The sequence below is a fragment of the Acinetobacter sp. LT1 genome (assembly GCF_059800965.1).
Map to the genome: position 1 here is coordinate 176,495 of NZ_JBBAXE010000003.1, position 26,399 is coordinate 202,893.

The 26,399-nt window shown below is 39.7% G+C and carries 23 protein-coding genes; 12 read left to right on the forward strand and 11 right to left on the reverse strand.

Annotation, left to right across the window (positions count from 1 at the left end; genetic code table 11):
• Positions 1 to 159, forward strand: coding sequence for a hypothetical protein (locus WBW42_RS04070; RefSeq protein ID WP_002116121.1), 159 nt, complete (start codon positions 1 to 3; stop codon positions 157 to 159).
• A gap of 124 nt (positions 160 to 283) precedes the next feature.
• On the opposite strand, the gene omp38 is transcribed toward WBW42_RS04070, so the two are convergent.
• Positions 284 to 1,324 carry an outer membrane protein Omp38 gene (omp38, locus tag WBW42_RS04075; RefSeq protein WP_002116311.1) on the reverse strand — a complete coding sequence of 347 codons (1,041 nt, stop codon included), beginning with the start codon at positions 1,322 to 1,324 and terminating at the stop codon, positions 284 to 286.
• Between the two features lie 379 nt (positions 1,325 to 1,703).
• Between omp38 and WBW42_RS04080 the strand changes: the two genes are divergently transcribed.
• From WBW42_RS04080 to WBW42_RS04090, 3 genes are all read left to right on the forward strand, one after another.
• Positions 1,704 to 2,219 (forward strand): GspH/FimT family pseudopilin, encoded by a 516-nt coding sequence (locus WBW42_RS04080; RefSeq protein ID WP_017400271.1) that lies wholly within the window; start codon positions 1,704 to 1,706, stop codon positions 2,217 to 2,219.
• A gap of 108 nt (positions 2,220 to 2,327) precedes the next feature.
• Entirely contained in the window at positions 2,328 to 3,503 is a 1,176-nt protein-coding gene (locus tag WBW42_RS04085; protein WP_014207591.1) for a thiolase family protein, read from the forward strand.
• A 129-nt stretch (positions 3,504 to 3,632) separates the two neighbouring features.
• The gene (locus WBW42_RS04090) at positions 3,633 to 4,076 is read left to right on the forward strand and encodes a VOC family protein (RefSeq protein WP_005072758.1); all 444 of its coding nucleotides are present in this window, start codon (positions 3,633 to 3,635) and stop codon (positions 4,074 to 4,076) included.
• Positions 4,077 to 4,127: 51 nt separating this feature from the next.
• Here the strand turns inward: WBW42_RS04090 and WBW42_RS04095 are convergent, their stop codons facing one another.
• The 6 genes from WBW42_RS04095 to WBW42_RS04120 all read right to left on the reverse strand — a co-directional run bounded on the left by WBW42_RS04095 (position 4,128) and on the right by WBW42_RS04120 (position 11,938).
• Positions 4,128 to 4,481 (reverse strand): DMT family transporter, encoded by a 354-nt coding sequence (locus tag WBW42_RS04095; RefSeq protein WP_002116446.1) that lies wholly within the window; start codon positions 4,479 to 4,481, stop codon positions 4,128 to 4,130.
• 82 nt (positions 4,482 to 4,563) lie between these two features.
• The gene (locus WBW42_RS04100; protein ID WP_017385604.1) at positions 4,564 to 5,049 is read right to left on the reverse strand and encodes a DUF934 domain-containing protein; all 486 of its coding nucleotides are present in this window, start codon (positions 5,047 to 5,049) and stop codon (positions 4,564 to 4,566) included.
• On the reverse strand, positions 5,042 to 6,685 hold the full coding sequence (locus WBW42_RS04105; RefSeq protein ID WP_005064287.1) for a nitrite/sulfite reductase: 1,644 nt from the start codon (positions 6,683 to 6,685) through the stop codon (positions 5,042 to 5,044). The genes WBW42_RS04100 and WBW42_RS04105 overlap by 8 nt, the downstream gene beginning before the upstream one ends.
• A gap of 166 nt (positions 6,686 to 6,851) precedes the next feature.
• Positions 6,852 to 9,257, reverse strand: coding sequence for a glucose/quinate/shikimate family membrane-bound PQQ-dependent dehydrogenase (locus WBW42_RS04110; RefSeq protein WP_005064285.1), 2,406 nt, complete (start codon positions 9,255 to 9,257; stop codon positions 6,852 to 6,854).
• A 174-nt stretch (positions 9,258 to 9,431) separates the two neighbouring features.
• The gene (locus WBW42_RS04115; protein ID WP_075383779.1) at positions 9,432 to 10,664 is read right to left on the reverse strand and encodes a carbohydrate porin; all 1,233 of its coding nucleotides are present in this window, start codon (positions 10,662 to 10,664) and stop codon (positions 9,432 to 9,434) included.
• A gap of 155 nt (positions 10,665 to 10,819) precedes the next feature.
• Complete coding sequence (locus tag WBW42_RS04120) at positions 10,820 to 11,938, reverse strand: CaiB/BaiF CoA transferase family protein (protein ID WP_032056692.1); 1,119 nt, start codon at positions 11,936 to 11,938, stop codon at positions 10,820 to 10,822.
• 210 nt (positions 11,939 to 12,148) lie between these two features.
• Between WBW42_RS04120 and WBW42_RS04125 the strand changes: the two genes are divergently transcribed.
• The 5 genes from WBW42_RS04125 (at position 12,149) to WBW42_RS04145 (ending at position 17,987) form a co-directional block, all read left to right on the forward strand.
• Positions 12,149 to 13,159, forward strand: a complete 1,011-nt coding sequence (locus WBW42_RS04125) for an AraC family transcriptional regulator (protein WP_002116561.1) — start codon at positions 12,149 to 12,151, stop codon at positions 13,157 to 13,159.
• A gap of 169 nt (positions 13,160 to 13,328) precedes the next feature.
• A complete protein-coding gene (locus WBW42_RS04130; RefSeq protein WP_032056693.1) occupies positions 13,329 to 14,534 on the forward strand; it encodes an acetyl-CoA C-acetyltransferase in 1,206 nt (401 codons plus the stop codon).
• Between the two features lie 18 nt (positions 14,535 to 14,552).
• On the forward strand, positions 14,553 to 16,688 hold the full coding sequence (locus WBW42_RS04135) for a 3-hydroxyacyl-CoA dehydrogenase NAD-binding domain-containing protein (protein WP_032056694.1): 2,136 nt from the start codon (positions 14,553 to 14,555) through the stop codon (positions 16,686 to 16,688).
• 165 nt (positions 16,689 to 16,853) lie between these two features.
• A complete protein-coding gene (locus WBW42_RS04140) occupies positions 16,854 to 17,111 on the forward strand; it encodes a hypothetical protein (protein WP_001280981.1) in 258 nt (85 codons plus the stop codon).
• A gap of 15 nt (positions 17,112 to 17,126) precedes the next feature.
• The gene (locus WBW42_RS04145; RefSeq protein WP_032056695.1) at positions 17,127 to 17,987 is read left to right on the forward strand and encodes a patatin-like phospholipase family protein; all 861 of its coding nucleotides are present in this window, start codon (positions 17,127 to 17,129) and stop codon (positions 17,985 to 17,987) included.
• Between the two features lie 29 nt (positions 17,988 to 18,016).
• On the opposite strand, the gene WBW42_RS04150 is transcribed toward WBW42_RS04145, so the two are convergent.
• Positions 18,017 to 18,436 carry a GNAT family N-acetyltransferase gene (locus WBW42_RS04150; RefSeq protein ID WP_002116394.1) on the reverse strand — a complete coding sequence of 140 codons (420 nt, stop codon included), beginning with the start codon at positions 18,434 to 18,436 and terminating at the stop codon, positions 18,017 to 18,019.
• Between the two features lie 12 nt (positions 18,437 to 18,448).
• Positions 18,449 to 19,660: a class I SAM-dependent methyltransferase gene (locus WBW42_RS04155; RefSeq protein ID WP_032056696.1), complete on the reverse strand. Its 1,212-nt coding sequence runs from the start codon at positions 19,658 to 19,660 to the stop codon at positions 18,449 to 18,451.
• A 128-nt stretch (positions 19,661 to 19,788) separates the two neighbouring features.
• Between WBW42_RS04155 and trhA the strand changes: the two genes are divergently transcribed.
• Positions 19,789 to 20,430, forward strand: a complete 642-nt coding sequence (gene trhA, locus WBW42_RS04160; protein ID WP_032056697.1) for a PAQR family membrane homeostasis protein TrhA — start codon at positions 19,789 to 19,791, stop codon at positions 20,428 to 20,430.
• A gap of 132 nt (positions 20,431 to 20,562) precedes the next feature.
• On the forward strand, positions 20,563 to 21,873 hold the full coding sequence (locus WBW42_RS04165; protein ID WP_002116183.1) for an MFS transporter: 1,311 nt from the start codon (positions 20,563 to 20,565) through the stop codon (positions 21,871 to 21,873).
• 65 nt (positions 21,874 to 21,938) lie between these two features.
• Here WBW42_RS04165 and WBW42_RS04170 read toward each other — a convergent pair whose 3' ends face one another.
• Positions 21,939 to 22,382, reverse strand: a complete 444-nt coding sequence (locus WBW42_RS04170; RefSeq protein WP_002116535.1) for a hypothetical protein — start codon at positions 22,380 to 22,382, stop codon at positions 21,939 to 21,941.
• A 131-nt stretch (positions 22,383 to 22,513) separates the two neighbouring features.
• The gene (gene secA / locus WBW42_RS04175) at positions 22,514 to 25,234 is read right to left on the reverse strand and encodes a preprotein translocase subunit SecA (protein WP_032056698.1); all 2,721 of its coding nucleotides are present in this window, start codon (positions 25,232 to 25,234) and stop codon (positions 22,514 to 22,516) included.
• Between the two features lie 405 nt (positions 25,235 to 25,639).
• On the opposite strand from secA, the gene WBW42_RS04180 reads away from it, so the two are divergent.
• Entirely contained in the window at positions 25,640 to 26,290 is a 651-nt protein-coding gene (locus WBW42_RS04180) for a peroxiredoxin (protein WP_005309671.1), read from the forward strand.
• Positions 26,291 to 26,399 lie beyond the last annotated feature (109 nt).

Sequence of the window (26,399 nt, forward strand, 5' to 3'; positions counted from 1 at the left end):
ATGAAAATTAAAGAAATGTCAAAAATCAAAGTCCGTAATCAAGTGGCTCTTTCCCCTTTACTTCACAAAGGTGGAATACATGAAACAGAGAAACCTCGTGCTCAACATCGTAGAGATAGACAAGACGCTAAACAGCAATTGAAGAAAGGTGTTTGGTAAATAATTTAAACCAAGATCGAAAGTAATTATTATTAAGGAGACATAGAAATGACTAAATATTTTAAAAATCGCAATAAAAAAAGCGACTCTAACGAGTCGCTTTTTTACTGTTCAAAAACTCAAATTATTGAGCTTGTTGACCAGGTTGAACAACTACAGTACGGCTACCAGTGATTGTCGCGAATACACGACGGTTCATAGCACGACCTTCTTTAGTTTTGTTGTCAGCAATCGGTTGATCCCAAGCGAAGCCTTGAGTAGACAAACGAGATGCATCAACGTTGTATTCGTTTACAAGAGCTGATTTAACAGAGTTAGCACGAGCTAAAGATAAACGTTCGTTCAATTTACGTGGACCAGTGTTATCTGTGTGACCTTCGATACGTGCAGTAGCGTTAGGGTATTCAGTTAACTTCTCAGCAACTTTAGCGATTTCTGGTTTGTATTGGTCTTTGATATTTGATTTGTTAGTATCAAAGAACACGCGAAGTTCCATGTTAAGATCTTCAGTTAACTCTTGTGGTTGTGGAGCAACTGGAGTTGGTTCAACTGGAGCAACTTCCACTACAGGAGCAGCAGGCTTCAAGTGACCACCAAGAACTACGTTCAAACCAGCAAGAGCTGTATAGTTCCAGAATTTTTCGTCAAAGTTATAAGTACCACGAGCTTCTGTACGAAGAGATAAAGCATCATTCAAGCGGTAGAAAGCACCTACACCTGCGTTACCTAAAGTACCTTCTTCGCCATCATGATATGCTAAACGAGCATCATCAAACTCATATTTGTAGTGACCAGCACCTAACAATACATATGGCTTAATTTTGCTGTCATAGTTTTTTGTGATTAAATCAGAAGTAACATAGAAATTACCATTGATTTGTTTTTGTTTGTATTCACCGTAGTTAGGATCTACATCACCTTTAACTTGGTTATATTCAGCTTCGAAACCTAACCATGGTGTTAACTCAATACCAAGAGCTGCACCAACGAATAAATCGTCTTGTAATTCAGGTCCGTTAGTTAACTCGCCTTTGTCACCACCATTGTTGTGTTGGCTGTCTTGGAAAGTGTAACCAAGCAATAATGGAGTAACAGTTACGCCAGCATTAGCAGCAGCTAATGGAGCAGCGACAAGCATAGCAAGTGCAATACGACTCAATTTCATGGATATCCTCCAGAGATAACAATTGTTGTTCAAGCTCAGCCTAAATTTATTGGCCCCTGAGATATTTTCACCCCAGTATTATTTTTAAGCTATTCACATTTGAATCATACAAACACTTGATAGACTTTCCAAGTGCTTGATAATTTTAATCAAGTAAATTATTGACAAAATTACTTACAATTTCCGTTGTAATTCGGTAATTTTTCACTCAACTAGCAAATATGAACAACTTCTTTCTTTCGCTTACGGTGATTTTACCAGTATTCTAGCATCCTGATAACCTTTATTTAATTTTGTGTTTCCTCACTATAAAAATCATTATAAATCATTGATAGAAAGCATAAAATCAAAATACCTATTTATATATTAAGGAATTTTAATGTTTAAATCTCCCGGTTTCACGTTGTTGGAACTCGCTATAACGCTCGCAATTCTTATGATTATGGCCACTATAGCGCTTCCTTTATATCATCAATTTATGGCTTCTGTAGAATTAAAAAATTCGTCTCGACTACTCACAATTCATATACAAAAAGCCAAATACGACGCAATTCTACGACATAAGAGTGTCGTACTTTGCCCAAGTGTTGATTTGTCTACATGTAATAGTAACTGGGATACAAGTCTTATAAGCTTTGTAGACACGAATCAGAATCTACAAAGAGAAAATAATGAAGAAGTATTAACCAATGTTGAATTTGCTCATCGCTACGGTTCTTTAAAATTTCAAAAGTTTGGAAAAAAACTAAATAGTATTGTATTTCAGGGCGACACAGGACTCCCACGCGAATCTAACGGCACTTTTACTTACTGTTCTTATAACCAGCTTAAAAACTTTAAATTAATTCTCAGCAAAATGGGACACACCCGTTTAGAAGACCTTAAAAATTGTTAGAACTCTACAGTCTAATGCAGAAGATATCTCTCTTTGATTTTTGCAATATACTGCCTAGGTTTTAAACATTTCTTATTTTGAGATTAAGAACAATCGGAGATTACAACAATGACTGACATCGTAATTGTAAATGGTGCTCGTACTGCCATGGGTGGTTTTCAAGGATCACTATCAGGACTTACAGCGCCTGAATTAGGTGCGGTAACGATTAAAGAAGCAATCGCACGAGCAGGTTTACAGCCTACTGATGTCGAAGAAGTTATTATGGGTTGTGTACTGCCTGCTGGCCTAAAGCAAGGCCCAGCACGTCAAGCGATGCGTAAAGCTGGCTTACCAGACTCTACAGGTGCAGTAACGATTAACAAGCTTTGTGGTTCTGGCATGAAAGCTGTTATGCAAGCCGCTGATATGATTAAAGCAGGTAGTGCTGAAGTTGTTGTTGCCGGCGGCATGGAGTCTATGACAAATGCACCTTATGTTTTACCAAAAGCACGAGCTGGCTACCGCATGGGCCATGGTGAAATTAAAGATCATATGTTCTTTGACGGGCTTGAAGATGCTGAAACTGGGCGTTTAATGGGTTCTTTTGCTCAAGATATGGCAAATACTCGTGGCTATACACGTGAGCAAATGGATGACTTTGCGATTCGCTCTTTGAAACGTGCTCAAACAGCAATTACTGAAGGTTATTTCAAAGACGAAATCGTTCCAGTTACCGTACCTAGTCGTAAAGGTGATGTCGTTGTTGATCAGGATGAACAACCTTTAAATGCCAAGATTGACAAGATTCCTTCACTCAAACCAGCTTTTGCAAAAGACGGTACGATTACCGCCGCAAATGCAAGTTCTATTTCGGATGGTGCGTCTGCATTAGTATTAACTTCAAGTGAAGTTGCAGCACAGCGCGGTTTACAACCACTTGCGAAAATTATCGCGACAGCATCAAACTCTCAGCATCCTTCAGAATTTACGATCGCTCCAGTTGGTGCTATTGAAAAAGTTCTTAAAAAAGCGGGATGGAATGCTCAAGACGTCGATCTTTGGGAAATTAACGAAGCTTTTGCTATGGTTACAATGTGTCCAATTGATGATTTCAAACTTGATGCAGAGAAAGTGAATATCAATGGCGGTGCTTGTGCACTAGGTCACCCTGTAGGTTCTACGGGCTCTCGTATTATTCTTACACTTATTCATGCACTGAAACGTACTGGCGGTAAAAAAGGTATTGCTGCACTCTGTATTGGTGGTGGTGAAGCAACAGCGGTTGCAATTGAACTCATTTAATCCAAATTCATTATTTTAAAATCCCACTTCGGTGGGATTTTTTATGAAAAAACTACAAAAAATGACCCACAAAATCACTTTTAAGTTTTAACTTATTCCTTTAAACGAAAACAACAATGGACAATAACAATGCAACTCAATCACTATCTCAATTTCCAAGGTCAAGCAGAACAAGCCTTTAACTTTTATAAATCAGTATTTGGTGGTGAATTCGGTATGTTAAGCCGTTATGGTGATATGCCAGCGCCTGAAGGTGTGACCTTATCGGAAGCCGACAAAAATCTGGTTCTACATGTTTCTTTACCAATTAATGAGTACACTGTGCTTATGGCCTCAGATACAAATGATCAGTTTTGTGCCCCTAACAGCGTTTTTACCCAAGGAAATAATCACTATATCTCGATCAACCTTGAAAAAGATGAGCAAGAAAAAGCAAAACAACTTTTTGATGCTTTATCTGTTAATGGTCAAATTGAAATGCCTTTAGAAAAAACGTTCTGGGGCGCATTGTACGGTGCTTTTACCGATCAGTTCGGTATAAAGTGGATGGTTAACTGCCAGCTCGATACCTAATATGTTCAATATTTAGCCCTTATAGAGATACTTAATATTTCTATAAGGGCTTTAAACATCGATATTGGAATATTGCGCAATAATCATTAAGCCTACAGTAATAAAACCAATTCCCACCCATCCTGCCACATCGATATTCTGACCAAGAAAAATCTTTGCCAAAAAAGCTGTTGCTAATACACCTATCCCAGACCAAAGCACATATAAGATTCCAGCTTGCATATATTTCAAAGCAATAGCAGCGCATGCAAAAGAAATAATATACAAGACCAGAGCAATACCCTGAGCTGTTTTATTGACTAAGCCATTCCCCTTAGCAGAATAAAATGTTGAGAGTACATCTGTCGCAATAGCAAAAAGTAGCCACCAAGCACCAGGATTTATTTTTGAAATTAAACCTAACATTGTTGTTCTTCAGTTGAGTCATTTAAAAATTATTCATAAAAAAAAGCTGAACCTGAGTTCAGCCTTTATATTTAAAAACTATTTAAGCGCCAGTTTGATAACTTGCTTGAGGTACGGCTGTTGAAGCTTGGTACGGGTTGGTAAAGTCTTGCAAACCAGCTGCCGCTTCTTGCACATCTTTACCTTCTTTAATCACAAAACTATCAAAACCTGAACGTTTTAAATAGTTTAAGACATCCTTAAACACATCACCAGTTGCACGCAACTCACCTTGGAAACCTTGACGACGTAGTAGTGCAGCGAATGAATAACCACGACCATCACCAAAACCCGCAAACTCAATGAAGATTGCATCAAGTTCATTTAATGGAAATGTGTGCTCTTCAGGTGAATCATTTACAGTCACATACAAAGCTTTTTTGCCTTGAACGTTAGCTAATTGATCGAGTTGAGCTGTTGTTACAACAACATCACCTTGGGGAATAACACCATCTTCAGCAATGATTTGATAAGTATTATCTGTAATCGTGCCATCTTTATAAAGCACTGGTAGAGCTGTATTAAGCATATGCACGCTCCTTAAATGGTTGAATTCCTACACGGCGATATGTATCAACAAAACGCTCACCTTCAGTACGTAGATCAAGATAAGTATTCAATACTTCTTCAATAACATCAGGCACAGCATCTGCTGCAAAAGATGGTCCTAAGATGTCACCGATCGATGCATCATGGTCTGAATTACCACCTAATGTAATTTGGTAGAATTCAGCACCTTTCTTATCTACACCTAAAATACCGATGTTACCTACGTGGTGGTGACCACAAGCATTCATACAACCAGAAATATTTAGATCCAAATGACCAAGATCATAAACTTTGTCTAAGTCATCAAAACGACGTGTAATCGCTTCAGCAATTGGAATTGATTTCGCATTTGCAAGTGAACAGAAATCACCGCCTGGGCAACTAATGATATCGGTAATAAAGCCGATATGTGCACGCGCCATATTTTGTTGTTCAAGCGCTTGCCATACATCGAACAAATCTTTTTGAGGTACATCCGCCAAAGCAATGTTTTGTTCGTGAGTCGTGCGAAGTTCACCAAACGTATATTTATCAGCAAGATCTGCAATAAAATTCATTTCTTCGGTGGTCATATCACCCGGTGCGATGCCTGCACGTTTTAAAGAAATCGTAACAATACGATAGCCCTTTACTTTATGTGCATGCGTATTGATGTTGAACCACTGTTTGAATTTTGGATGCTCAGCAAATAAAGCTGTGAAGTCTTCATCTGCTAAATCTTGGTAAGCAAATGGAGTGAACTCTTCATCCAGTTTTTTCAAGATTTCTGGCTGAATCTTTAATGCTTCACGTGTATGTTCAAATTCAGCTTCAACTTTTTGTGCAAACACTTCAGGAGTTAATGCCTTAACTAGAATTTTGATACGCGCTTTATATTTGTTATCACGACGGCCATGCAAGTTATAAACACGTAAAACCGCTTCTAAGTAAGCAATTAAATCTTCACGTGGTAAAAACTCACGAATCACACTACCGATGATTGGGGTACGGCCTAAACCACCACCAGCCATAATTTTATAGCCGATCTCGCCTGCTTCATTACGCACGATATAAACACCAATATCGTGGAATGCAGTTGCCGCACGATCTTTTTCTTCAAGTGCAGAAACAGCAATTTTGAACTTACGTGGCAAGAATGCAAATTCTGGGTGGAATGTACTCCACTGACGAATCAACTCACATGTTGGACGTGGGTCTGCAATTTCACCAGCAACCACACCTGCATATTGGTCAGTTGTCGTGTTACGAATACAGTTACCACTGGTTTGAATGGCATGCATTTGTACAGTTGCAAGTTCAGCCAAAATATCTGGCACATCTTCAAGCGCAGGCCAGTTCAACTGGATGTTCTGACGTGTAGATACATGTGCATAACCACGGTCATAAGCAGTTGAAACTTCAGCAACTTTACGTAATTGTTTAGAATTCATTAAGCCATACGGCACAGCTATACGCAGCATAGGCGCATAACGTTGCACATATAAACCATTTTGCAAACGTAATGGACGATATTCATCTTCAGAAAGTTTGCCAGCTAAATAGCGTTCTGTTTGATCACGGAACTGAGCAACTCGTTCATTAACCAGCTGCTGGTCGAAATCGGTATATAAATACATGGCGTATGGCTAGTAGATTCATTATTAAGGCGGATAGCATAGCGAGCTTTTATTCATCAATAAAATGCTTTTTTTGCATATTTAATAACGGTTTTATTGATAAGCTTTAATATAAATCGACATAAAAAAAGCCCGGATAAATCCAGGCCCTTTCTATAAAAGCTTTTTATTTGTTATCTGGTAAGGCATAAGCCACTAAATAGTCGCCCATTTTCGTACCAAATGAACCATGACCACCAGCCATGATTACAACATATTGCTTACCATTGATTTCATAAGTCATTGGTGTTGCTTGTCCACCTGCTGGTAAACGCGCTTCCCAAAGTTTCTTACCGTTAGTAACGTTAAACGCACGTAAGTAGTTATCTTGAGTTGCACCAACAAACATGACATTACCGGCAGTAGAAATTGAACCACCTAAACCAGGCACACCAATTTTCACAGCTGGTAACTGGAACAAGTTCGGCAAGCTGTCACGGATTGTACCAATACGTTTTTTCCATACCACTTCATGAGTTTTCAAATCAACGCCAGCTACATAGCCCCAAGCCGGCTGTTTACAAGGTAAACCAAGCGGAGATAAGAATGCGCTAATTTCAACACCATAAGGTACGCCGTACATCGGTTGTACGCCCTGCTCAGTTCCCGCACCTTTTGCAGTTTGTGCACGGTTTGGATCAGCAGGAATTAAACGACTGACGAATGGCAGACCAATCGGGTTCATTACAGCAACCTGACGATCAGGGTTAACTGACATACCGCCCCATTCAAACACACCTAAGTTACCAGGGAAAACTAAAGTACCGTTTTCAGATGGTGGCGTATAAATACCATCGTAATTTAGACGTTTGAAAGATACACGACACATGAGCTGATCAAGCATAGTGGCACCCCACATGTCTTTATCAGTCAATTTATCTTGTGGCGCCAAGTTCAAGTCAGAGAATGGCTGAGTTTTTGAATAGAACTCACCTTTAGTTTGTGGTCCACGTTTAACTGTTTGTGGAACTGGTTTCTCAGTTACAGGAACAATCGGTTGGCCATTACGGCGATCAAGCACAAAGGCATTACCTGTTTTCGTCAATACATAGATTGCAGGAACAGTTTGGCCAGCTTTGTTTTTGATATCAGCTAAAGATGGTTGAGATGGTACGTCCATATCCCATAAATCGTGATGGGTTGTTTGGAAGTTCCACACTAATTTACCAGTAGAAGCATTAATCGCTAACATTGAGTTTGCATAACGCTCTTTCAGCTCGGTACGGTCACCCCCCCAGATATCTGGTGTACCTACACCTGTTGGTACATAAACAATATCAAGTTTGGCATCGTATGCTAAAGGTGCCCACGCATTTGGTGAGTTATGAACAAAAGTAGTACCTTCGCCCGGCATTGCATTTGGATCTGCTGCGCCAGTATCAAATACCCAAAGAAGTTTACCAGTGTTAACGTCGTATCCACGAATCACACCAGATGGCTCTTTATTTGAGTAGTTATCTGTTACAGAACCAGCAATAACAACAGTTGAACCAGTCACAATACCAGGAGATGTTGGGTTATAACCGCCTGGATAAGCATATGGCATGAACTCTTGTAAGTTCACTTGACCATTTTGACCAAAGTCAGTACATGCTTTACCAGTGTCAGCATTTACAGCCACTAAACGGCCATCGTTGACTGGTACAAATACCTTACGTGGACATTGTGTAGAGCTAGATTTCTTGCTTTGAAGACTCGTTGCAAACTCAGTTGTGTTGTTTGCATCGTAATACATCACACCACGACAAGTTAAATGCTGGAACGATTTATCCGTTTTAAGTTTCGGATCAAAACGCCATTTTTCTTTACCTGTAGCAGGATCAATCGCAATTAACTGCTGGTGAGCTGTACAGATAAACATGTTGTTACCGATTTTAATCGGTGTAACCTGATTGGTCGTTTCGCCAGAGTCGTTATCTGTCTTAAGATCGCCAGTACGTAAAGTCCAGGCAACTTTCAAGTCTTTTACGTTTTGATCATTGATCTGTTTCAATGGAGAATAACGCACGCCTGCTTGAGTACGACCATAAGCTGGCCAATCGCTTTCCGCAACACCAGGCACGGCTTGAGCTGTTTCTGGTTGAGGTGTTTTGATTTCACCATTAATTTCTTGCGGATCATTGAAAATAGAATAAACCATCAACACGATTGCAATTGCTAAAGTTGAAGATAAGGCAACTTTACTTGATCCAAGGTTGTTGATTCCACGAGTTACAGCCGGAACCAATAACCATAAACCAAGAATACCTAAAATATCTAAACGTGGTGCAAGCGCCCAAAAGTCTGTTCCAACTTCCCAGACACTCCAGATAATAGTTCCTAGCATTAATGCAGCATAAACCCACAAAGCAGTAGAAGCACGCTTGTAGAGTTGCCATGCAACAATGAGGAGTAATACTCCAGCTATAATGTAGTAAATTGAACCGCCTAATGTAGCGAGCCAAATACCTCCAATTAACAGGAATAACGCCAGTAACCCAATAATAATTACGGTAAAAGTCGTTAAACCTGATCTTGAAGTAGGTTGATTCATAAACCACCTCTTATCAATCATCATTTTTATAGGAAAGATGTGCCAAGAACCTTATAGAAAAATGGCATCACCAATACATCTAAAACAAATTCAGGCATCAAGAAAAAACGGAAGGTCAGGATAATTCAATCAATGATTTAGCCCTCGACAATCCGTTTTTCGGAGTAATTACGCTTAGAATGCAGTTGAGAATTTAATACCGCCAACCCAAGTGTTATCACCATTTTTTAATGCACCAACATGACGAACATATTGCACATTTGGACGAATAGTTAACCAGTTAGTGGCATGAATACCGTAGTAAAGCTCGGTATTGTATTCGGTGTCATATTCTTTAGTTTGAACATCGTTCCAATCATCATTGATATGGATACGAGCCACACCGAGTGCCAACTCATCTTGAGGACGTTGATTGAGCAAACCTTTATAGACCAAGCCTACATTTTGCATGTTATCAATTTTGTTGGTATCAGAATCGTGGAAAGTCAGGTTCACAAAACCTGTCAAACCGCGATCTGTTTGATCAGCAGGCTGGAATAATTTTTGTTTTGCAGTTACCCACACCCCTTGTTTATGAGATGTTTGGGCCTTATTCGTAATTTCTTCAGCGTCAGCAGTGCTGTAGTAATAACCTAAACGGTATTCACCAGCCATACTTTGAGCGCCTAATTTAGGTGACCAAACTACTTCGGCAGGAATAATTGCACCGTGAGAACCATCAGTACTTAAGTTAAAACCTTTGCCTCGATCCAAATTTTCTGGGTTGTATTCATATACACCAATTTGGGTATATAAGTCAGGTTGCAAGTTATATTTAACACGCATTGCCCATTGGCTTACTGGCCAGTTATACCACTGATCACCCACCCAGTTACCGACTTGTGAACCACAAAGGGCCAAGTTCTGGAAATCACAGTCAAAACTGTTAAAGTCTTCACCTTCACCAAAACGACCGACTTTCACATCTAACTTCTGATCAAGGAATTTCTTCTTGATCCACAAATCTGTTAAACGCCAAGTTTGTTCACGCCCCCACACTTCTTGTACTGAGCTTAAGTGCCCTGCTAAAGCTGGTGAATGTTCAGAAAGCGACTGCCCATCACGATAAGTTAATGTGATTTGAGCTTCAGTATCTTGCCAACCTAAAATTTTATTTAGGTCAAAATGAGTTCCTAGTGCAAGTTGCCCCGTATAAGCACTACCATGCGTAGACGTATTTTTTGAATCTAAAATACCGGCATATTCGCCGGTATATCCAAAAGAAAAATCATAACCTTGTGCTTGTAACGCGGTGCGTTGACCGTTCCAATCACCCAACATCCAAGGACTATTTGGGTCGAATGCAGCAGCAGCTTGTGCATGCTGTATAAAAAGAGTAATTGATAAAACGGATAAACAGGAAGCCATCAAGGATTTATGTGTTTTCATGTTTACATACCTTTTATGTCTTTGTTTATAAAGGGTACGCTAATTTTATGTAAAGAAATTATTCAAAATGTTAATCGATTGATTAATCTAATAATAATCTTAATACACATTGTACGAAAAATAGCCCCAGCTCTTTACCACTGCCCTTCACCAAGTTTTTGACCTATAAAGGAATATCTCATTTTCGATCTTGAAAACTTAATTGGACAAGCCAATTGTGGTTCTGTATCCGCTGTATTATTTTGCAAAGGTACATCCACAATCCATCCACGTTCTTGTGCTAAAGGCGAGTTTAAGGACTCAGTTAGGCTTAAAACAGGTTCTACACACACATCAAGATTTGCAAAAATTTCATGCCATTCTTTAAATGATTTCGTTTTAATTTTCTCTTGAATGGCTTGTTTAACTTCTTGTCGGTCTTCGACATCTAAGGAAGCACCTTTTTGTAATAATAAAGGCAATTCAAGCGCCACTGATAAACCAGACATAAATTGTGGCTCAAGACTACCTATTGAAAGATAACGACCATCTTGAGTCATATAATAGTCATAAAAAATACCGCCATTGAGCATGCCATGCTCTGGTGCCTGTTCAACCTGTGCAGCAAGTGTCGCTGATGCGGCCATACTATTGAGGCTAGCAACACAATCGGTCATGGAAATATCAATATATTGTCCCATTCCACTACGTCCACGTTCGACAACCGCCGCTAAAATTGCAATGACCGCATGAAGTGAACCACCTGCAATGTCTGCAACTTGAATACCGAGTGGTGGCGGACCACTGTCTTGTCGGCCGCTATATCCAGCAATACCTGCTAAAGCTAAATAGTTAATGTCATGCCCAGCTCTGTCTTTATAGCTCCCTGTTTGTCCATAACCTGTAATTGAACAATAAATGAGACGTGGGTTAATTTCGGCAAGTGTCGCGTAGTCTAAACCGAGACGACGCATAACATCAGGTCGGAACTGCTCTATGACAATATCAAACTCAGAAATTTTGGCTTTAATCAGATCAATACTCGTCTTATCCTTTAAATCCAGAACAATCGACTGTTTATTTCGGTTTAGATAACTATGTGCCGTTGCTTGACCATTTGCATATGGTGGCATGATTCGGATTAAATCAGGACGTGATGGAGATTCGATATGGATGACTTCTGCTCCCATATCGGCCAAATACATTGTGGCAAAAGGTCCAGGTAAGAGCGTCGAGAAATCGAGAACTTTAAGTCCATTTAATGCTGTCGTCATCGTATTTTTAACCACTATTATTCGAATTTTCTTTTATATTAGTTAAGCAAATATACTAAAACAATGTCATGTTCAGCCATTTACCTTGATCATTTCGGCAATTTAACATGTAAAAAGTGCTTTTACTCTGTTGTAAATCGCCAATTTATTTTTTTAGACGGTCATTTAGGTCAATTTAAAGTGAACATCAAAGAGACTGAAGGATTCAATATGAGTCGCGATACGATTAGCATCCACTTCGTGAATGCGGCTTTGACAGGCGTAAAACGCCTTGGCATGGATGTTGAAATGCTCCTTTCACATGTGGGTATTGAAGCGGAATTATTACGTCAACCTAAAGCTCGAATCTCACCAGAACAATACACTCGTTTTATAAAAATGTTGTGGATGGTCACACAGGATGAACACGTTGGATTTGACGTACAACCGCGTCGTCTGGGCACTTTTGCCATTATGTGTCAGTTGATTATTCACGCAAAAACATTGGGCCAAGCCCTTGAACTGTCATCTCAATTCTACAAATTATTTGGCGATGAATGGTCTGTAACTCTAGAGCGTGACAAACATGAAGCACGCCTAGTTCCCCTCATTCCAAAAACTTTAGATCCAGACCATTTCATTACTGAAAGTATGCTTATGATTTGGCACGGTCTAGCATCATGGTTGATTGAACGCCGCTTGCCATTAGAACGTGTTCATTTTAGCTATCCACGTCCTGCACATGCAGATGAATATGATGCATTATTTTTTGCACCAGTTATGCAGTTTGATGCACCGCGTACTGAAATTACCTTTGCAGCTGATTATCTTGATTTACCAATCCGCCAAGATGAGAAAACGCTAGAAGAATTCTTAAAAGCAGCACCTGCTCAGCTTTTAGTAAAATTCAAAAACACCAACTCGCTAACTTCTCGTATTCGTGAAGTACTTAAAAGCCAAATTGGTGAAGAAATGCCAACGCTTAATGACGTTGCATCAATGTTGTATTTATCTCCGCAAACTTTACGCCGCCGCTTGGCTGCCGAAGGTAAAAGCTACCAAGGCGTAAAAGATGCTTTACGCCGAGATGCTGCGATTCACTTGTTACTTAACCCAGAATTAACACTTGAAGACGTTGCTCAACAAGTTGGTTTTAGTGAAACCAGTACGTTCCACCGCGCATTTAAAAAGTGGACGGGTGTAACTCCTGGCCTATATCGCCAGCTACATGGTTATCACTAACTCTTAAATCTCTTTAGTTTCACATTTAGCCCAAGTTCAACTTGGGCTTTTTTGTATTTCTATTGGCAAAAATCATCACCTGACTGGTGCGCTTATCGTCATTGCGTTGCCTTTTAAAACCAGTACACTCAAAACACAACAAAGTTTAAGTAATAAAAAAGGAACTGTTATGAGCGAGGCTTATATTATTGATGCCATTCGCACACCACGCGGAAAAGGAAAAAAAGATGGCTCTCTTTACGAAGTAAAACCAATTACCTTACTCACCACCTTATTAAATGAATTACAGCAGCGCCATCAACTCGATACGTCTAAAGTCGATGACATTGTTTTGGGCTGCGTAACACCAATTGGCGATCAAGGTGGTGATATTGCCAAAACTGCAGCGATTGCAGCAGGTTGGAATGATGATGTTGCTGGGGTGCAAATCAATCGCTTTTGTGCATCAGGCTTAGAAGCAGTCAATATGGCAGCAATGAAAGTCCGCTCTGGTTGGGAAGATTTAGTGGTTGCTGGTGGCGTTGAATCAATGTCACGCATTCCAATGGGTTCTGATGGCGGACCATGGGCTCTAGATCCAGAAACAAATCTTAAGTCATCATTTGTTCCACAAGGTATCGGCGCTGACCTCATTGCAACCCTAGATGGCTATAGCCGTGAAGATGTTGATAATTTTGCTGTAAAGTCACAACAAAAAGCGGCAGCAGCTCAATCAAATGGTTATTTCAATCACTCAGTCGTACCAGTAAAAGATCACGCAGGTGTGGTGATTTTAGATAAAGATGAATTTATTAAAGGCAATACCACACTCGAAGGACTAACGAAGCTCAACCCAAGTTTTGAAATGATGGGCCAAATGGGCTTTGATGCAGTCGCTTTACAAAAATATCCAGAAGCACAAAAAATAAATCATGTTCACCATGCAGGTAACTCATCAGGCATTGTCGATGGAGCAGCTGTAGTTTTATTAGCTTCTGAAAAAGCGGTAAAAGAACAAAACTTAAAACCACGGGCTAAAGTTTTAGCGACCGCACTGGTTGGTACTGACCCAACCATTATGCTGACTGGCCCTGCGCCTGCTGCACGTAAAGCTTTAGAAAAAGCTGGGCTTACGATTGATGATATTGACCTATTTGAAGTCAATGAAGCATTTGCGGCAGTTGTTATGCGTTTTATTAATGAGCTCAATGTCCCTACTGAAAAAGTCAACGTAAATGGTGGTGCGATTGCTTTAGGTCATCCATTAGGTGCAACAGGTGCCATGATTTTAGGTACTTTACTTGATGAGCTTGAACGACAAGATAAAAAGCGCGGTTTAGCGACGCTCTGTGTTGGCGGTGGGATGGGTATTGCCACCATTATTGAACGCGTATAAAAATTAGGGATATAAAAGATGAGTGCAATTCAATACGAAAAACATGCCGACAATATTGTCATTTTAACGCTTGATTCAACTGGTCAATCTGCGAACACTATGAATGCTGAGTTTCGTGACTCGCTTGATGAAGCAACTCAGAAACTTAAAGCAGAAACAGAACTTTCAGGTGTTATTTTCCGCTCGGCTAAAAAAACTTTCTTCGCAGGCGGCGATCTAGATGAACTAATTCAAGTTCAGCCTGAGCATGCAACTGACTTTTTCAATATGGTTGAGAAGTTAAAAGGTCATCTAAGAACGATTGAGACACTAGGGATTCCCGTGGTTGCAGCATTGAATGGCACGGCACTTGGCGGTGGTTGGGAAATCGCCTTAAGTTGCCATCACCGTATTGCAATCAATGACCTGAAAAGCAAATTTGGCCTACCAGAAGTCACTTTAGGTTTGTTACCAGGCGGCGGCGGTATTGTGCGTATGGTACGTCTCCTCGGACTTCAAAATGCGTTCCCATTTTTAATGGAGGGCAAACAGTTCGGTGTTGATAAAGCAAAATCTTTAGGCTTAATTCATGACACTGCCGAAAATGAGCAAGAACTTTTAGATAAAGCAATTGCTTGGATCAAGGCCAATCCAAAATCTCAGCAGCCTTTTGATGTGAAGGGTTATAAAATTCCAGGCGGTGATCCAAAAACTCCAGCAGTTGCACAAGTTCTTGCAATTGCACCAGCCATGTTAAAAGACAAAACCAAAGGTTGTTACCCTGCCCCTGAAGCAATTATGGCTGCCGCTGTTGAAGGTGCTCAAGTCGATGTCGATACTGCTCTGCGTATTGAGTCTCGCTACTTTACTCAGCTTACCACAGGCCAAATTTCTAAAAATATGATCGGCACTTTCTGGCATGGTCTAAATGCAATTAAGTCTGGTGCGAGCCGCCCTGCCGACGTTGCAAAATGGCAAGCCACGAAAGTGGGTGTTTTGGGTGCAGGCATGATGGGTGCAGGGATTGCATATTCAACAGCCATAAAAGGCATTCCAGTTGTACTTAAAGATGTATCTGTTGAAAATGCTGAGAAAGGCAAAGCATATTCACAAAAGCTCTTAGATAAACGTGTATCACAAGGCCGCATGACCTCAGAAAAACGTGATCAGGTTTTATCGCTCATTACGGCTACAGCTTCTGCTGAAGACTTACAAGGTTGTGATTTAATTATTGAAGCTGTATTTGAAAACCAAGAGCTCAAAGCTAAAGTCACTCAAGAAGCCGAGCAATATCTAGCATCTAACGGTGTGATGGCATCAAACACCTCAACCCTACCAATTACGGGTTTAGCTCAAGCAAGTAAGGATGATAAAGCTTTTATCGGTCTGCATTTCTTTAGCCCTGTCGACAAAATGCAGTTGGTTGAAATTATTAAAGGTAAAAACACCTCCGCAGAGACGCTTGCCAAAGCTTATGACTTTGTACAACAAATTGGAAAAACACCGATTGTTGTTAATGATAGCCGTGGTTTCTTTACCAGTCGTGTGTTTGGTACGTTCATTCAAGAAGGTATGCGCCTGCTTGCTGAAGGCGTCCACCCAGCGCGTATAGAAATGGCTGCACTGAAAGCGGGTATGCCAGTTGGCCCCCTCGCTATTCAAGATGAAGTATCTTTAACATTAACCGAACATGTTGCCAGTGAAGCACGCAAAGCTCTTCAGGCCGAAGGAAAAGATTTACCTAAAACTTCTGTAGATGAAGTGGTTCACACCATGATTCATGAGTTAAACCGTAAAGGTAAAGCTGCTGGAGCTGGTTTTTATGAATACCCTGAAAATGGTAAAAAGCATCTATGGGAAGGCCTAAACCGCTGGAAAAAAGAACATGATATTTCTGAACAAGATATGATTGATCGCATTCTGTTTGTACAGGCCTTAGATACTTTACGTTGTTATGAAGAAGGCGTACTGGAGTCTGTAATTGATGCCAATGTCGGTTCTATCTTTGGGATTGGTTATGCACCTTGGACTGGAGGAGCAATTCAATTCCTAAATCAGTATGGTACTGATAAAGCACAAAAACGCGCAGAAGAATTGGCTGCCAAATATGGTGAACGTTTTACACCACCAGCTTTACTAAAAACTAAAGCTGAGCAGAAACAAAATATTCAGTAACTTAGTCCTATTGAATATTTAAAAAACTGCATAAACCTTACCCATATAAATATATTTTATTTATATGGGTTTTTCTTTATGACCTTTAAGATTTCAGCCCCCTGCCTAAATATGCTATAAATAGACTTCATTTTTGTGCTTCTATAGCACATTCGAGAAATTCTTATGTCCGATAAAAATTCTTCCGAGTCAGCAATTTTAGGCTGGAAATTTGTTCTGATCGTTGGTGTTTTAAGTGCGATTTTCCTTGGCTTTTTCTATTTAGCAATGAGTAATGAACCTGACTATATGCCAGGTGCACAGCGCAAAGCTCAACAAGAGCAAATGCAACAAAAGGCTGAACACTCTACAGAGCAACATGCTCAACATAGTGACAACATGCCTGAAATGGATATGCAAGAACATAAGCAATCAACTCAGTAATCAGATATTTTTCAAATGACAGATTTTTCCCGCAACGCACTGGTTGTAGAAGGTGGAGGCATGCGTGGTGCCTTTACCAGTGGTGTACTTGACGCGTTTTTACAACAACAGTTCAACCCATTCGATTTATATGTTGGTGTATCGTCTGGTTCAACCAATGTCGCCAACTATCTGGCAGGCCAGCAAGGCCGCACGCTAACCTTTTATATTGATCATTCACTGCGTCCTGAATTTATCGATTACAAGCGCTTTTTTAAGGGCGGCGATTTACTTGATTTAAAATGGATGTGGGAAATTGGTGAGCAAGAGCATCCTCTTGATCAACAGAGTCTTTTTGCCAAAAATCCTGATTTTTATATGGTGTTGACGCATGCTAAAACAGGCCATGCAGAATATCTTCGTGCGGGTAAAGATAATTTGCTAAATGCGCTTCGTGCTTCTAGCTCAATTCCAGTTTTAACGCGTCATCCCGTCGATATTATGGGTGAACCTTATTTTGATGGTGGTGTTGCAGATGCCCTACCCGTTCGCTGGACGGCTCAGCAAAGTGGCGTAAAAAAACTGTTAGTTTTACGTACTCGTCCGAAAAACTATTTCAAAGCAAGTAGTCGAGGTGATCAATTCCTCGCAAAATATGCGTTTAAACATCATTATGGTTTCGCTAGTAGCTTGCGTAGCCGCTGTGATCGTTATAACGCTTCGGTCGATTTTGTTCGTGGTCAAAACTCAGACCAGCAAATTTTAGAAGTGTGTCCACCGCCTCTTAAAAATATGGCTGGCCGTTTAACTACCAATCCAAAAAAGCTTCGCTACAGTTATGAAGTCGGTTTAGAAACAGGTCTACAGGCAATTGAAAGTTGGAATGCAATGAAATAAATTAAAATTGAGATTTCTAAAAAGAAGTCTCAATTTAACTCTAAGACCATATCAATATGTGGAATGCCACAGTCCTCGTAAACTTCGCCTTGTGCTTTAAAACCTAAAGCTTCGTAAAAAGTGGTTACATAAGTTTGCGCTGAAAGCTTTAGGTAAGGCAGTTTATGATGACGCGCATATTCAATAATATGCTGCATTAAAATTTTACCAATACCCTGCTTTCGATAAGGCATTAAAACAGCAACACGCCCTACGCTATGCTGCGGCAACAAACGTGCTGTAGCGATAGGCTGCTCTTTGTCATAGACAATAAAATGTAGAACTGTGGCATCCAAGTCGTCCCATTCATCTTCAGGTGCAATTCCCTGTTCTCGGATAAAGACTTGTTCACGGATGTATTTCGCATCTTGCTCAAGCTGTTCCCAACCACCCTCTACAATTTTATACATCCATTCACCTTCCTAGCACTTGCAGCCAATATTTTCGATCGGCAACTGATCTTGTAACAACAATTCCAGCGTTTGTTTTTTAATACCATACATTTCTTTCAATGCTTGGATTTGAGCCATAATCTTGGCGTCAGGCTGTGAAACGTTTTTGCGTTTTGTCGCCAAAATCATTTTATTTTTGCTGGTATGTTCAAGCGATACAAACTCAAAAACTTTGGTTTCATAACCATACGCTTTTAAAAGTAAAGCACGTAAAGTGTCAGTCAGCATCTCAGCTTGTTGTCCAGCATGAATACCAAACTGTAGCATTGGTTGTAAAACTTCTGGGCTATGTAATTGAGGGCGTAACTCTTTGTGGCAACATGGCGCACACATAATCATCGAAGCGTTTAAACGGATTCCAGTATGAATAGCAAAGTCAGTCGCAATATCACACGCGTGTAAGGCAATCATTACATCCAGCTTTTCCGGTTGATAACTACGAACGTCACCTTCAAAAAAGTCTAAGTGGTTAAAATGCACTTTGTCTGCAACGTTCTGGCAAAATTCCACCAAATTACGGCGCAGCTCTACACCAGTAATCAATGGTGTTTTCTGCTGTTGTTGCAGATAATCATACAATGCAAAAGTTAAATAACCTTTACCTGATCCAAAATCGACAATGCGTAACTCTTGTTGAGATGCATCAATCTGTTCATAGGCACTCGCAAAAATTTCGATAAATTTATTAATCTGTTTCCATTTACGAGCCATGCTTGGAATAACTTGGGCTTTCTCATCAGTAATACCCAGCTCTTTTAAAAATGCATTGCCTTGCTGTACATAGCGCTGCTTTTCACGGTCATGTGCCTGAACCGTTTGTGTCGTATTTACTGCCTGCTTTTTACCCATATTTAATATGGCTTTTTTCTTATTTTTTTTAAGTTGAATTTCTTGAGTGGTTGAAAATAAGTTTGCTTGCTTACACTGTGTGATTAATTGCTCAATCTGTTGCAAACCTTCTTGAAATGAATAGTTTTTAGTCACATCTTGGGTCGTATGATGGTATAGAGCTGAAAGCTGTTTTTGTCCATGTAGCTCTACAACACGGAAAGTGATTTTTTCCAGTTGCGCCAACTCTCCCTTATATTGGCTCAAGATCAAACGCTCAAAAGCTTGTTGGTCAAGCATTTGCTTGATTTCATAAAAGAATTGCTGTTCTTGCTCAAAGGAGAAAACCGACACGGATATACCTAAAAAATGAAGACTCATATAAAATAGAAGTTTAAAGGGTCTAGGATTAAAAATAAAATAACTTTACGACTGTTTTGTATTTCTATACATTTGTATTTTTAATCAAAAAAATTAAAGTTATGAGTAAATCTGTGTTGGAAACTTACGATCCAAAAGAAGAACTATTTAATGCCTATAGTCATGGTGCTGGTGTTGTTATGGCAGTTGTAGCTTCTATCTTTTTAATTATAAAGGGATCTTATCTTTCTATTGCTCAGTGGGTAGGTTTATGGGTATATTCATTTAGCCTAATTTTAGTTTTTACCAGTTCTACACTTTATCATTTTGCTCAAACACAAAACCTACGCTACTGGTATAAAAAACTCGACCATACTGCTATTTATTATTTAATTGCGGGAACATATACCCCATTCTTAAGCATTGCTATACCTACACAAAAAGCTCATATTTTACTTATTGCTCTCTGGAGCATTGCTGCAATTGGTACACTTTTCAAGTTAGTTTTTATTCATCGTTTTCAGAAAATTTCGCTACTTGCTTATGTTCTTATGGGTTGGCTTGCTGTTTTTGTTATGGATGATATGCGCACCTATCTGAGTAAAGACGCGTTGATTTTGTTAATTATTGGCGGATTAGCTTATACGGTTGGAGCATTGTTTTACGCGTTAAAAAAGGTAAGATATACCCATGCGATCTGGCATATTTTTGTGCTTTTAGGTGCAGGGGCACATTTTCTTGCAATCTATTGGTACGTAGTTTAGTCCATTTTTCACTCATATTCAGTGATCCTGAAAGAGTCATGGATGATGTTCTTTCACGCTATTCTTTGAGAAAAATACGTCTTTAAAAAGAGTAGCTATTAAAAATAAATTTTAACGGATATAAGGACTTATATGGAGTCAACTTCTGCGACTGCTGCTCCTGTAGTAGCCACTAATTCAAAAACACGAGTTTTGTTTGCAAGCTTAGTCGGTACAACTATTGAGTTCTTCGACTTTTATATCTATGCAACAGCTGCCGTGATTATCTTTCCTCACCTATTTTTCCCAGCTAGTAGTGGCAGTGCCGCAGTCTTACAATCTCTGGCAACCTTTGCAATTGCCTTTATTGCTCGTCCTATCGGTGCCGCATTATTTGGCCATCTAGGAGATCGTATTGGTCGTAAAGCCACATTAGTTGCAGCTTTATTGACCATGGGTATTTCAACCGTATGTATTGGTTTACTTCCGACTTATGCTCAAATCGGGATTGTCGCACCATTACTATTAGCTGTTTGTCGTTTAGGACAAGGACTAGGCTTAGGTGGTGAATGGAGTGGCGCAGTATTATTAGCGACTGAAAATGCCCCAGAAGGTAAAAGAGCATGGTACGGCATGTTTCCGCAACTAGGTGCTCCAATTGGCTTTATTCTGGCAACAGGTTCATTCTTATTATTGAGTGCAGTTATTCCTGAGCAAGCATTCATGCAATGGGGTTGGCGTATTCCATTCATTGCCAGTGCTGTATTGGTCATTGTTGGCTTATATATTCGTTTAAAACTTCATGAAACTCCAGCTTTCCAGAAAGTCTTAGATAAGCAAAAAGAAGTTAATATTCCATTTAAAGAAGTTTTAACCAAACATACAGGTAAGCTTATTCTTGGTACAGTTGCAGCAATCTGCACCTTTGTTGTGTTCTATCTTACTACCGTATTTGCCTTAAACTGGGGAACCACTAAACTGGGTTATGCGCGTGGAGAGTTTTTAGAACTTCAATTGTTTGCCACACTTTGCTTTGCCGCATTCATTCCTTTATCGGCTATTTTTGCAGAAAAATTTGGTCGAAAAACAACTTCTATTGGCGTTTGTATTGCTGCTGCGATTTTCGGCTTGTTCTTCTCTAGTATGTTAGAGTCTGGAAATACTTTAATCGTTTTCCTTTTCTTATGTACTGGCTTGGCAATTATGGGCTTAACATATGGTCCAATTGGTACAGTTCTTTCTGAACTTTTCCCAACTTCAGTTCGATATACAGGTTCAGCATTAACTTTTAACTTGGCTGGTATTTTTGGTGCATCCTTTGCCCCACTGATTGCGACTAAGCTTGCTGAAACTTATGGTTTATATGCAGTTGGTTATTATCTGACTGCTGCATCACTTTTATCATTAGTTGCGTTCTTACTCATTCGTGAAACAAAAAATGATGATGTAAATAATCAGATTTAAAGTTTTAAAGACACCCCCATAAAAAAGCCAGTTCAATTTGAACTGGCTTTTTATACGTATATGAATTAGTTCATTGATGCAGGATTTGCTGGAGCAACACTATTTGTTGCAGCTGGCGCTGTTACATTGCTTGCTGCAACTGCTGCTGGTCCTGCTACAGCTGCTTCACCGATTAAAGCAACTTTTGCTTTTTCTTGGCTTTTTGCAGAGAGAGCTGGGTTGCTTGCCACAATTCGATTAATGTTTGCTGAGTTTGCCGGAGCAATCGCTGTAGTTTGTAAGATAATTGGGCGATTACCTGTGTTACCCAACGTATAGCGAATACCTGTACGTGGACTAATCACTGTAGTATTTTCTTGCTTCACTACAGCTTGAGCCGAAGTTGGGCCTTTTGCTGCAAGTACTTTGTCAACCGTTGTCGTTTGAGGGGCTGAAGCTGCTTCTGCTGCAAAAACAAAACTTGGTACAGCAAGAACAGTTAAAAATAAAGGTTGTAATACTTTTTTCATTGTCTTTCCAACATACACTCTGGATGAGAAGTAAATAGCATTTAATGCTTAAAACTGCAAACATTATTCACAGGCTTACTACAAACATAAAAAAAGCAGAACAATTGTTCTGCTTTTTTTGAGAAGGCAGATTAGATCTTACCGTGACATTGCTTATATTTTAGTCCTGAACCACATGGGCATGGGGCATTACGGCTTTCTGGAACAGGGAAAGCTTGCTGATCGGCAGACTCGTTCATGGTTTCTTGAGAAAGTGTAACTTCACCAGTTAAACCATCTACATCATCATGTTCAAAAGAAAGCTTCATTGATTCAGCTTGCTGCTGTTGTTGAGCTTCCATTTCTGCAAGTTCTTCTGGTGTTGGGATATGTACACGAGACAAATCAGTCACAACATCAGTTTTAATAATACCCAACATGTTTACGAACAGGTTGAAAGCTTCTTTCTTATATTCTTGCTCAGGGTTCTTTTGCGCATAGCCACGTAAGTGAATACCTTGACGCAAATAATCCATTGCAGCCAAGTGATCTTTCCAATGGCGATCAAGAGAGTTTAAAACGAAATGGCGCTCAAGCATTGCTGCAGATTCATCACCCATTTGAGCACGGCGCTGACGATAACGCTCAATCACTTCATCACTAATACGCTCAACCAAACCTTCTTCATCTAAACGACGATCTTGGTCTAACCATTCCTGAACTGGTAGCTCAATACCTAAATCAATACGTAAAGCATTTTCTAAACCTTCCACATCCCACTGGTCATGAATTGACTCTGGTGGAATAAAGTTAGCAATCATGCCTTGCATCACTTCACGATGCATTTCTTCAACATATTCTTTTAAGGTATTTTCAGCTAATACTTCATCACGTTGAGAATAAATGATCTTACGCTGTTCATTATTCACATCATCGTATTTCAATAAGTTCTTACGAATATCGAAGTTACGCGCTTCAACTTTACGCTGAGCATTCTCAATCGAACGGCTCACCATTTTATGTTCAATCGCTTCGTCTTCTTTTAAACCCATCGCGCGCATCATACCAACGACACGGTCACCTGCGAAAATACGCATCAGGTCATCTTCAAGAGATAAATAGAAACGAGAAACACCAGGGTCACCCTGACGACCGGCACGACCACGTAACTGGTTGTCAATACGACGTGATTCATGGCGTTCAGAACCAATGATATGCAAACCACCTGCTTGCAATACATCTTCATGGTCTTGTTCCCATTGCGCTTTTAGACGTGCTTCATCTTCTGCAGTTGGGTTCTCAAGTTTGGCAAGTTTCGCTTTCCAGTTACCACCCAAGATAATATCCGTACCACGACCAGCCATGTTAGTTGCAATCGTTACTGCATTCGGGCTACCCGCTTGAGCAATAATGTCAGCTTCACGCTCATGTTGTTTTGCGTTCAAAACTTCATGATGAATACCAGCTTGCATTAACTTAGAAGATAAAATTTCGCTGGCTTCAATGGTTGCTGTACCAATAAGAATTGGAGCAACACCCTGCCCACGAATATTCATAATTTCTTGAATAATCGCGTTATATTTGCCGTTACGGTTTAAATAAATTAAATCGTTTTGGTCGTTACGAATCATTGGACGGTGAGTTGGAATAATCACAACGTCAAGACCGTAAATTTCTTTCATTTCCGCAGCTTCAGTATCAGCAGTACCTGTCATACCTGAAAGCTTTTTATAAAGACGGAAGTAGTTCTGGAATGTTGTTGTCGCTAAAGTTTGGTTTTCAGGCTGAATTTCTAAGCCTTCTTTTGCTTCAACAGCTTGATGCAAACCTTCTGACCAACGACGACCCGGCATCGTACGGCCCGTATGCTCATCGACAATAACCACTTCACCATCATGAATGATGTAGTGAACATCACGTTGGAATAGGAAATGTGCACGAATGGCAGCAGATACATGGTGAACAAGGTTTAGGTTTGTTGCTGAATATAAGCTTTCGCCTTCAGCCAACAAGCCCATCTGAATAAGTTCTTGTTCAACAGTTTCATAACCAACCTCGGTCATTTCAACTGAACGCTGCTTTTCATCAATCCAGAAATGCCCACCATCTGCAACTTTTTCTTCTTTTTGCGGATGTAATTTAGGAGGAATCGTATTGATTGCAGAATACAGATGCGAAGAGTCTTCACTTTGACCAGAAATAATTAATGGTGTACGAGCCTCATCAATTAAGATGGAGTCAACTTCATCGATAATGGCATAGTGCAAACCACGTTGTTTCTTTTCTGCTAAAGAAAACACCATGTTATCACGTAAGTAGTCAAAACCGAATTCGTTATTGGTACCGTAAGTAATATCTGCAAGATAAGCTTCCGCTTTTTCTGACGGACCTTGCATTGAATAAATCGTACCAATTGATAGACCCAAAAATTCAAATAATGGGCGGTTCAATTCGGCATCACGCTGTGCCAAATAATCGTTCACAGTAATGACATGTACACCTTGGCCACTCAAAGCGTTTAAATAACACGCCAGAGTACCCATAAGGGTTTTACCTTCACCGGTACGCATTTCGGCAATCTTACCTTCATGTAAGGTAATACCACCGATTAACTGAACGTCATAGTGACGCATACCCATCACACGCTTAGCAGCTTCACGACAAACTGCAAACGCTTCTGGAAGTAATTTATCTAAACTTTCGCCATTATTATAACGTTGTTTGAATTCTGGAGTTTTTGCAGATAAGTCTGCATCGCTTAAAGCTGATATCGTCGGCTCGAGCGCATTGATTTGCTCAACAATTTTGCGCATGCGTTTGAGTTCACGCTCATTTTTTGTACCGAAGATACCTCCGATCAGACTTGCCAACATGGATAAACTCTCTAAATCTTGCTTGGTCAAATGAATAAACTTTTTCTCAGTCGTTTATTATGGTGCCAGAAATTTGAAGTACAAGGGGTTTGCACAAAACCCCTAAAAAAAATCTGATAGTTAGACGAATGGTTTTTCATTCATCTAATCTCCCTTAATGTGCCGAGCACCAAAAACACACCATTAACGCTCATCTATTAAGCATAACTTCCGAGAAATCTAATTTAGCAAATTTACCTTAAAGTTACATTGATTAAGCACTTAAAATAATGAGTTTTAGTCATATATATTTACACTTATATAAAAATTTCATAATAAAATATAAAAACAATAATTTTAATCATAAAGTAAATGCTGCATATTCATTCAATCGAATAACAAATTATGAGCAATTGAGGAAATATCATGACACTACGATTAGGAGACACTGCCCCCGATTTTCAACAAGAATCGAGCGAAGGCCCAATTAATTTTTATGATTTTTTAGGGGATAGTTGGGGAATCTTATTTTCACATCCAGCCGACTATACGCCAGTATGTACAACAGAGTTAGGTTACACAGCAAAATTAAAAGATGAATTTACGAAGCGTAATGTTAAAGCGATTGCTTTGTCTGTAGATGATGTAGAGTCTCATAAAGGTTGGATCAACGATATTAATGAAACACAAAACACAACTGTAAACTTTCCAATCATTGCAGATAAAGATCGTAAAGTATCTGAGCTCTATGGCTTCATTCACCCTAATGCCAGTGAAACTCTAACAGTGCGCTCATTAGTGATTATTGATCCTAACAAAAAAGTTCGCTTAATCATTACCTACCCTGCTTCGACGGGCCGAAATTTTAATGAAGTCTTACGTGTTGTGGATTCATTACAATTAACAGATAAACATAAAGTCGCTACGCCTGCGAACTGGCAGCAAGGTGAAGATGTCGTGATTGTGCCATCACTTAAAGATGAAGAAGAAATTAAACAACGTTTCCCTAAAGGTTATACGGCTGTTAAACCTTATTTACGCCTCACGCCACAGCCTGAAAGCAATAAAACCGACTAAAGGTTTTATTGCTTGCAAGACAAACGCAGTGCGTAGGCAAGCATCTGAAAAATTCCTTACAAGACAAGCGAAGCGCGTAGGCACATTTAGATTAAATATCACACCCGAA

Bases quoted from the DNA above. Each gene is read 5' to 3' on its own strand.
- WBW42_RS04070 (WP_002116121.1), top strand. From the start codon at position 1: ATGAAAATTAAAGAAATGTCAAAAATCAAAGTCCGTAATCAAGTGGCT.
- omp38 (WP_002116311.1), bottom strand. From the start codon at position 1,324: ATGAAATTGAGTCGTATTGCACTTGCTATGCTTGTCGCTGCTCCATTA.
- WBW42_RS04080 (WP_017400271.1), top strand. From the start codon at position 1,704: ATGTTTAAATCTCCCGGTTTCACGTTGTTGGAACTCGCTATAACGCTC.
- WBW42_RS04085 (WP_014207591.1), top strand. From the start codon at position 2,328: ATGACTGACATCGTAATTGTAAATGGTGCTCGTACTGCCATGGGTGGT.
- WBW42_RS04090 (WP_005072758.1), top strand. From the start codon at position 3,633: ATGCAACTCAATCACTATCTCAATTTCCAAGGTCAAGCAGAACAAGCC.
- WBW42_RS04095 (WP_002116446.1), bottom strand. From the start codon at position 4,481: ATGTTAGGTTTAATTTCAAAAATAAATCCTGGTGCTTGGTGGCTACTT.
- WBW42_RS04100 (WP_017385604.1), bottom strand. From the start codon at position 5,049: ATGCTTAATACAGCTCTACCAGTGCTTTATAAAGATGGCACGATTACA.
- WBW42_RS04105 (WP_005064287.1), bottom strand. From the start codon at position 6,685: ATGTATTTATATACCGATTTCGACCAGCAGCTGGTTAATGAACGAGTT.
- WBW42_RS04110 (WP_005064285.1), bottom strand. From the start codon at position 9,257: ATGAATCAACCTACTTCAAGATCAGGTTTAACGACTTTTACCGTAATT.
- WBW42_RS04115 (WP_075383779.1), bottom strand. From the start codon at position 10,664: ATGGCTTCCTGTTTATCCGTTTTATCAATTACTCTTTTTATACAGCAT.
- WBW42_RS04120 (WP_032056692.1), bottom strand. From the start codon at position 11,938: ATGACGACAGCATTAAATGGACTTAAAGTTCTCGATTTCTCGACGCTC.
- WBW42_RS04125 (WP_002116561.1), top strand. From the start codon at position 12,149: ATGAGTCGCGATACGATTAGCATCCACTTCGTGAATGCGGCTTTGACA.
- WBW42_RS04130 (WP_032056693.1), top strand. From the start codon at position 13,329: ATGAGCGAGGCTTATATTATTGATGCCATTCGCACACCACGCGGAAAA.
- WBW42_RS04135 (WP_032056694.1), top strand. From the start codon at position 14,553: ATGAGTGCAATTCAATACGAAAAACATGCCGACAATATTGTCATTTTA.
- WBW42_RS04140 (WP_001280981.1), top strand. From the start codon at position 16,854: ATGTCCGATAAAAATTCTTCCGAGTCAGCAATTTTAGGCTGGAAATTT.
- WBW42_RS04145 (WP_032056695.1), top strand. From the start codon at position 17,127: ATGACAGATTTTTCCCGCAACGCACTGGTTGTAGAAGGTGGAGGCATG.
- WBW42_RS04150 (WP_002116394.1), bottom strand. From the start codon at position 18,436: ATGTATAAAATTGTAGAGGGTGGTTGGGAACAGCTTGAGCAAGATGCG.
- trhA (WP_032056697.1), top strand. From the start codon at position 19,789: ATGAGTAAATCTGTGTTGGAAACTTACGATCCAAAAGAAGAACTATTT.
- WBW42_RS04165 (WP_002116183.1), top strand. From the start codon at position 20,563: ATGGAGTCAACTTCTGCGACTGCTGCTCCTGTAGTAGCCACTAATTCA.
- WBW42_RS04170 (WP_002116535.1), bottom strand. From the start codon at position 22,382: ATGAAAAAAGTATTACAACCTTTATTTTTAACTGTTCTTGCTGTACCA.
- secA (WP_032056698.1), bottom strand. From the start codon at position 25,234: ATGTTGGCAAGTCTGATCGGAGGTATCTTCGGTACAAAAAATGAGCGT.
- WBW42_RS04180 (WP_005309671.1), top strand. From the start codon at position 25,640: ATGACACTACGATTAGGAGACACTGCCCCCGATTTTCAACAAGAATCG.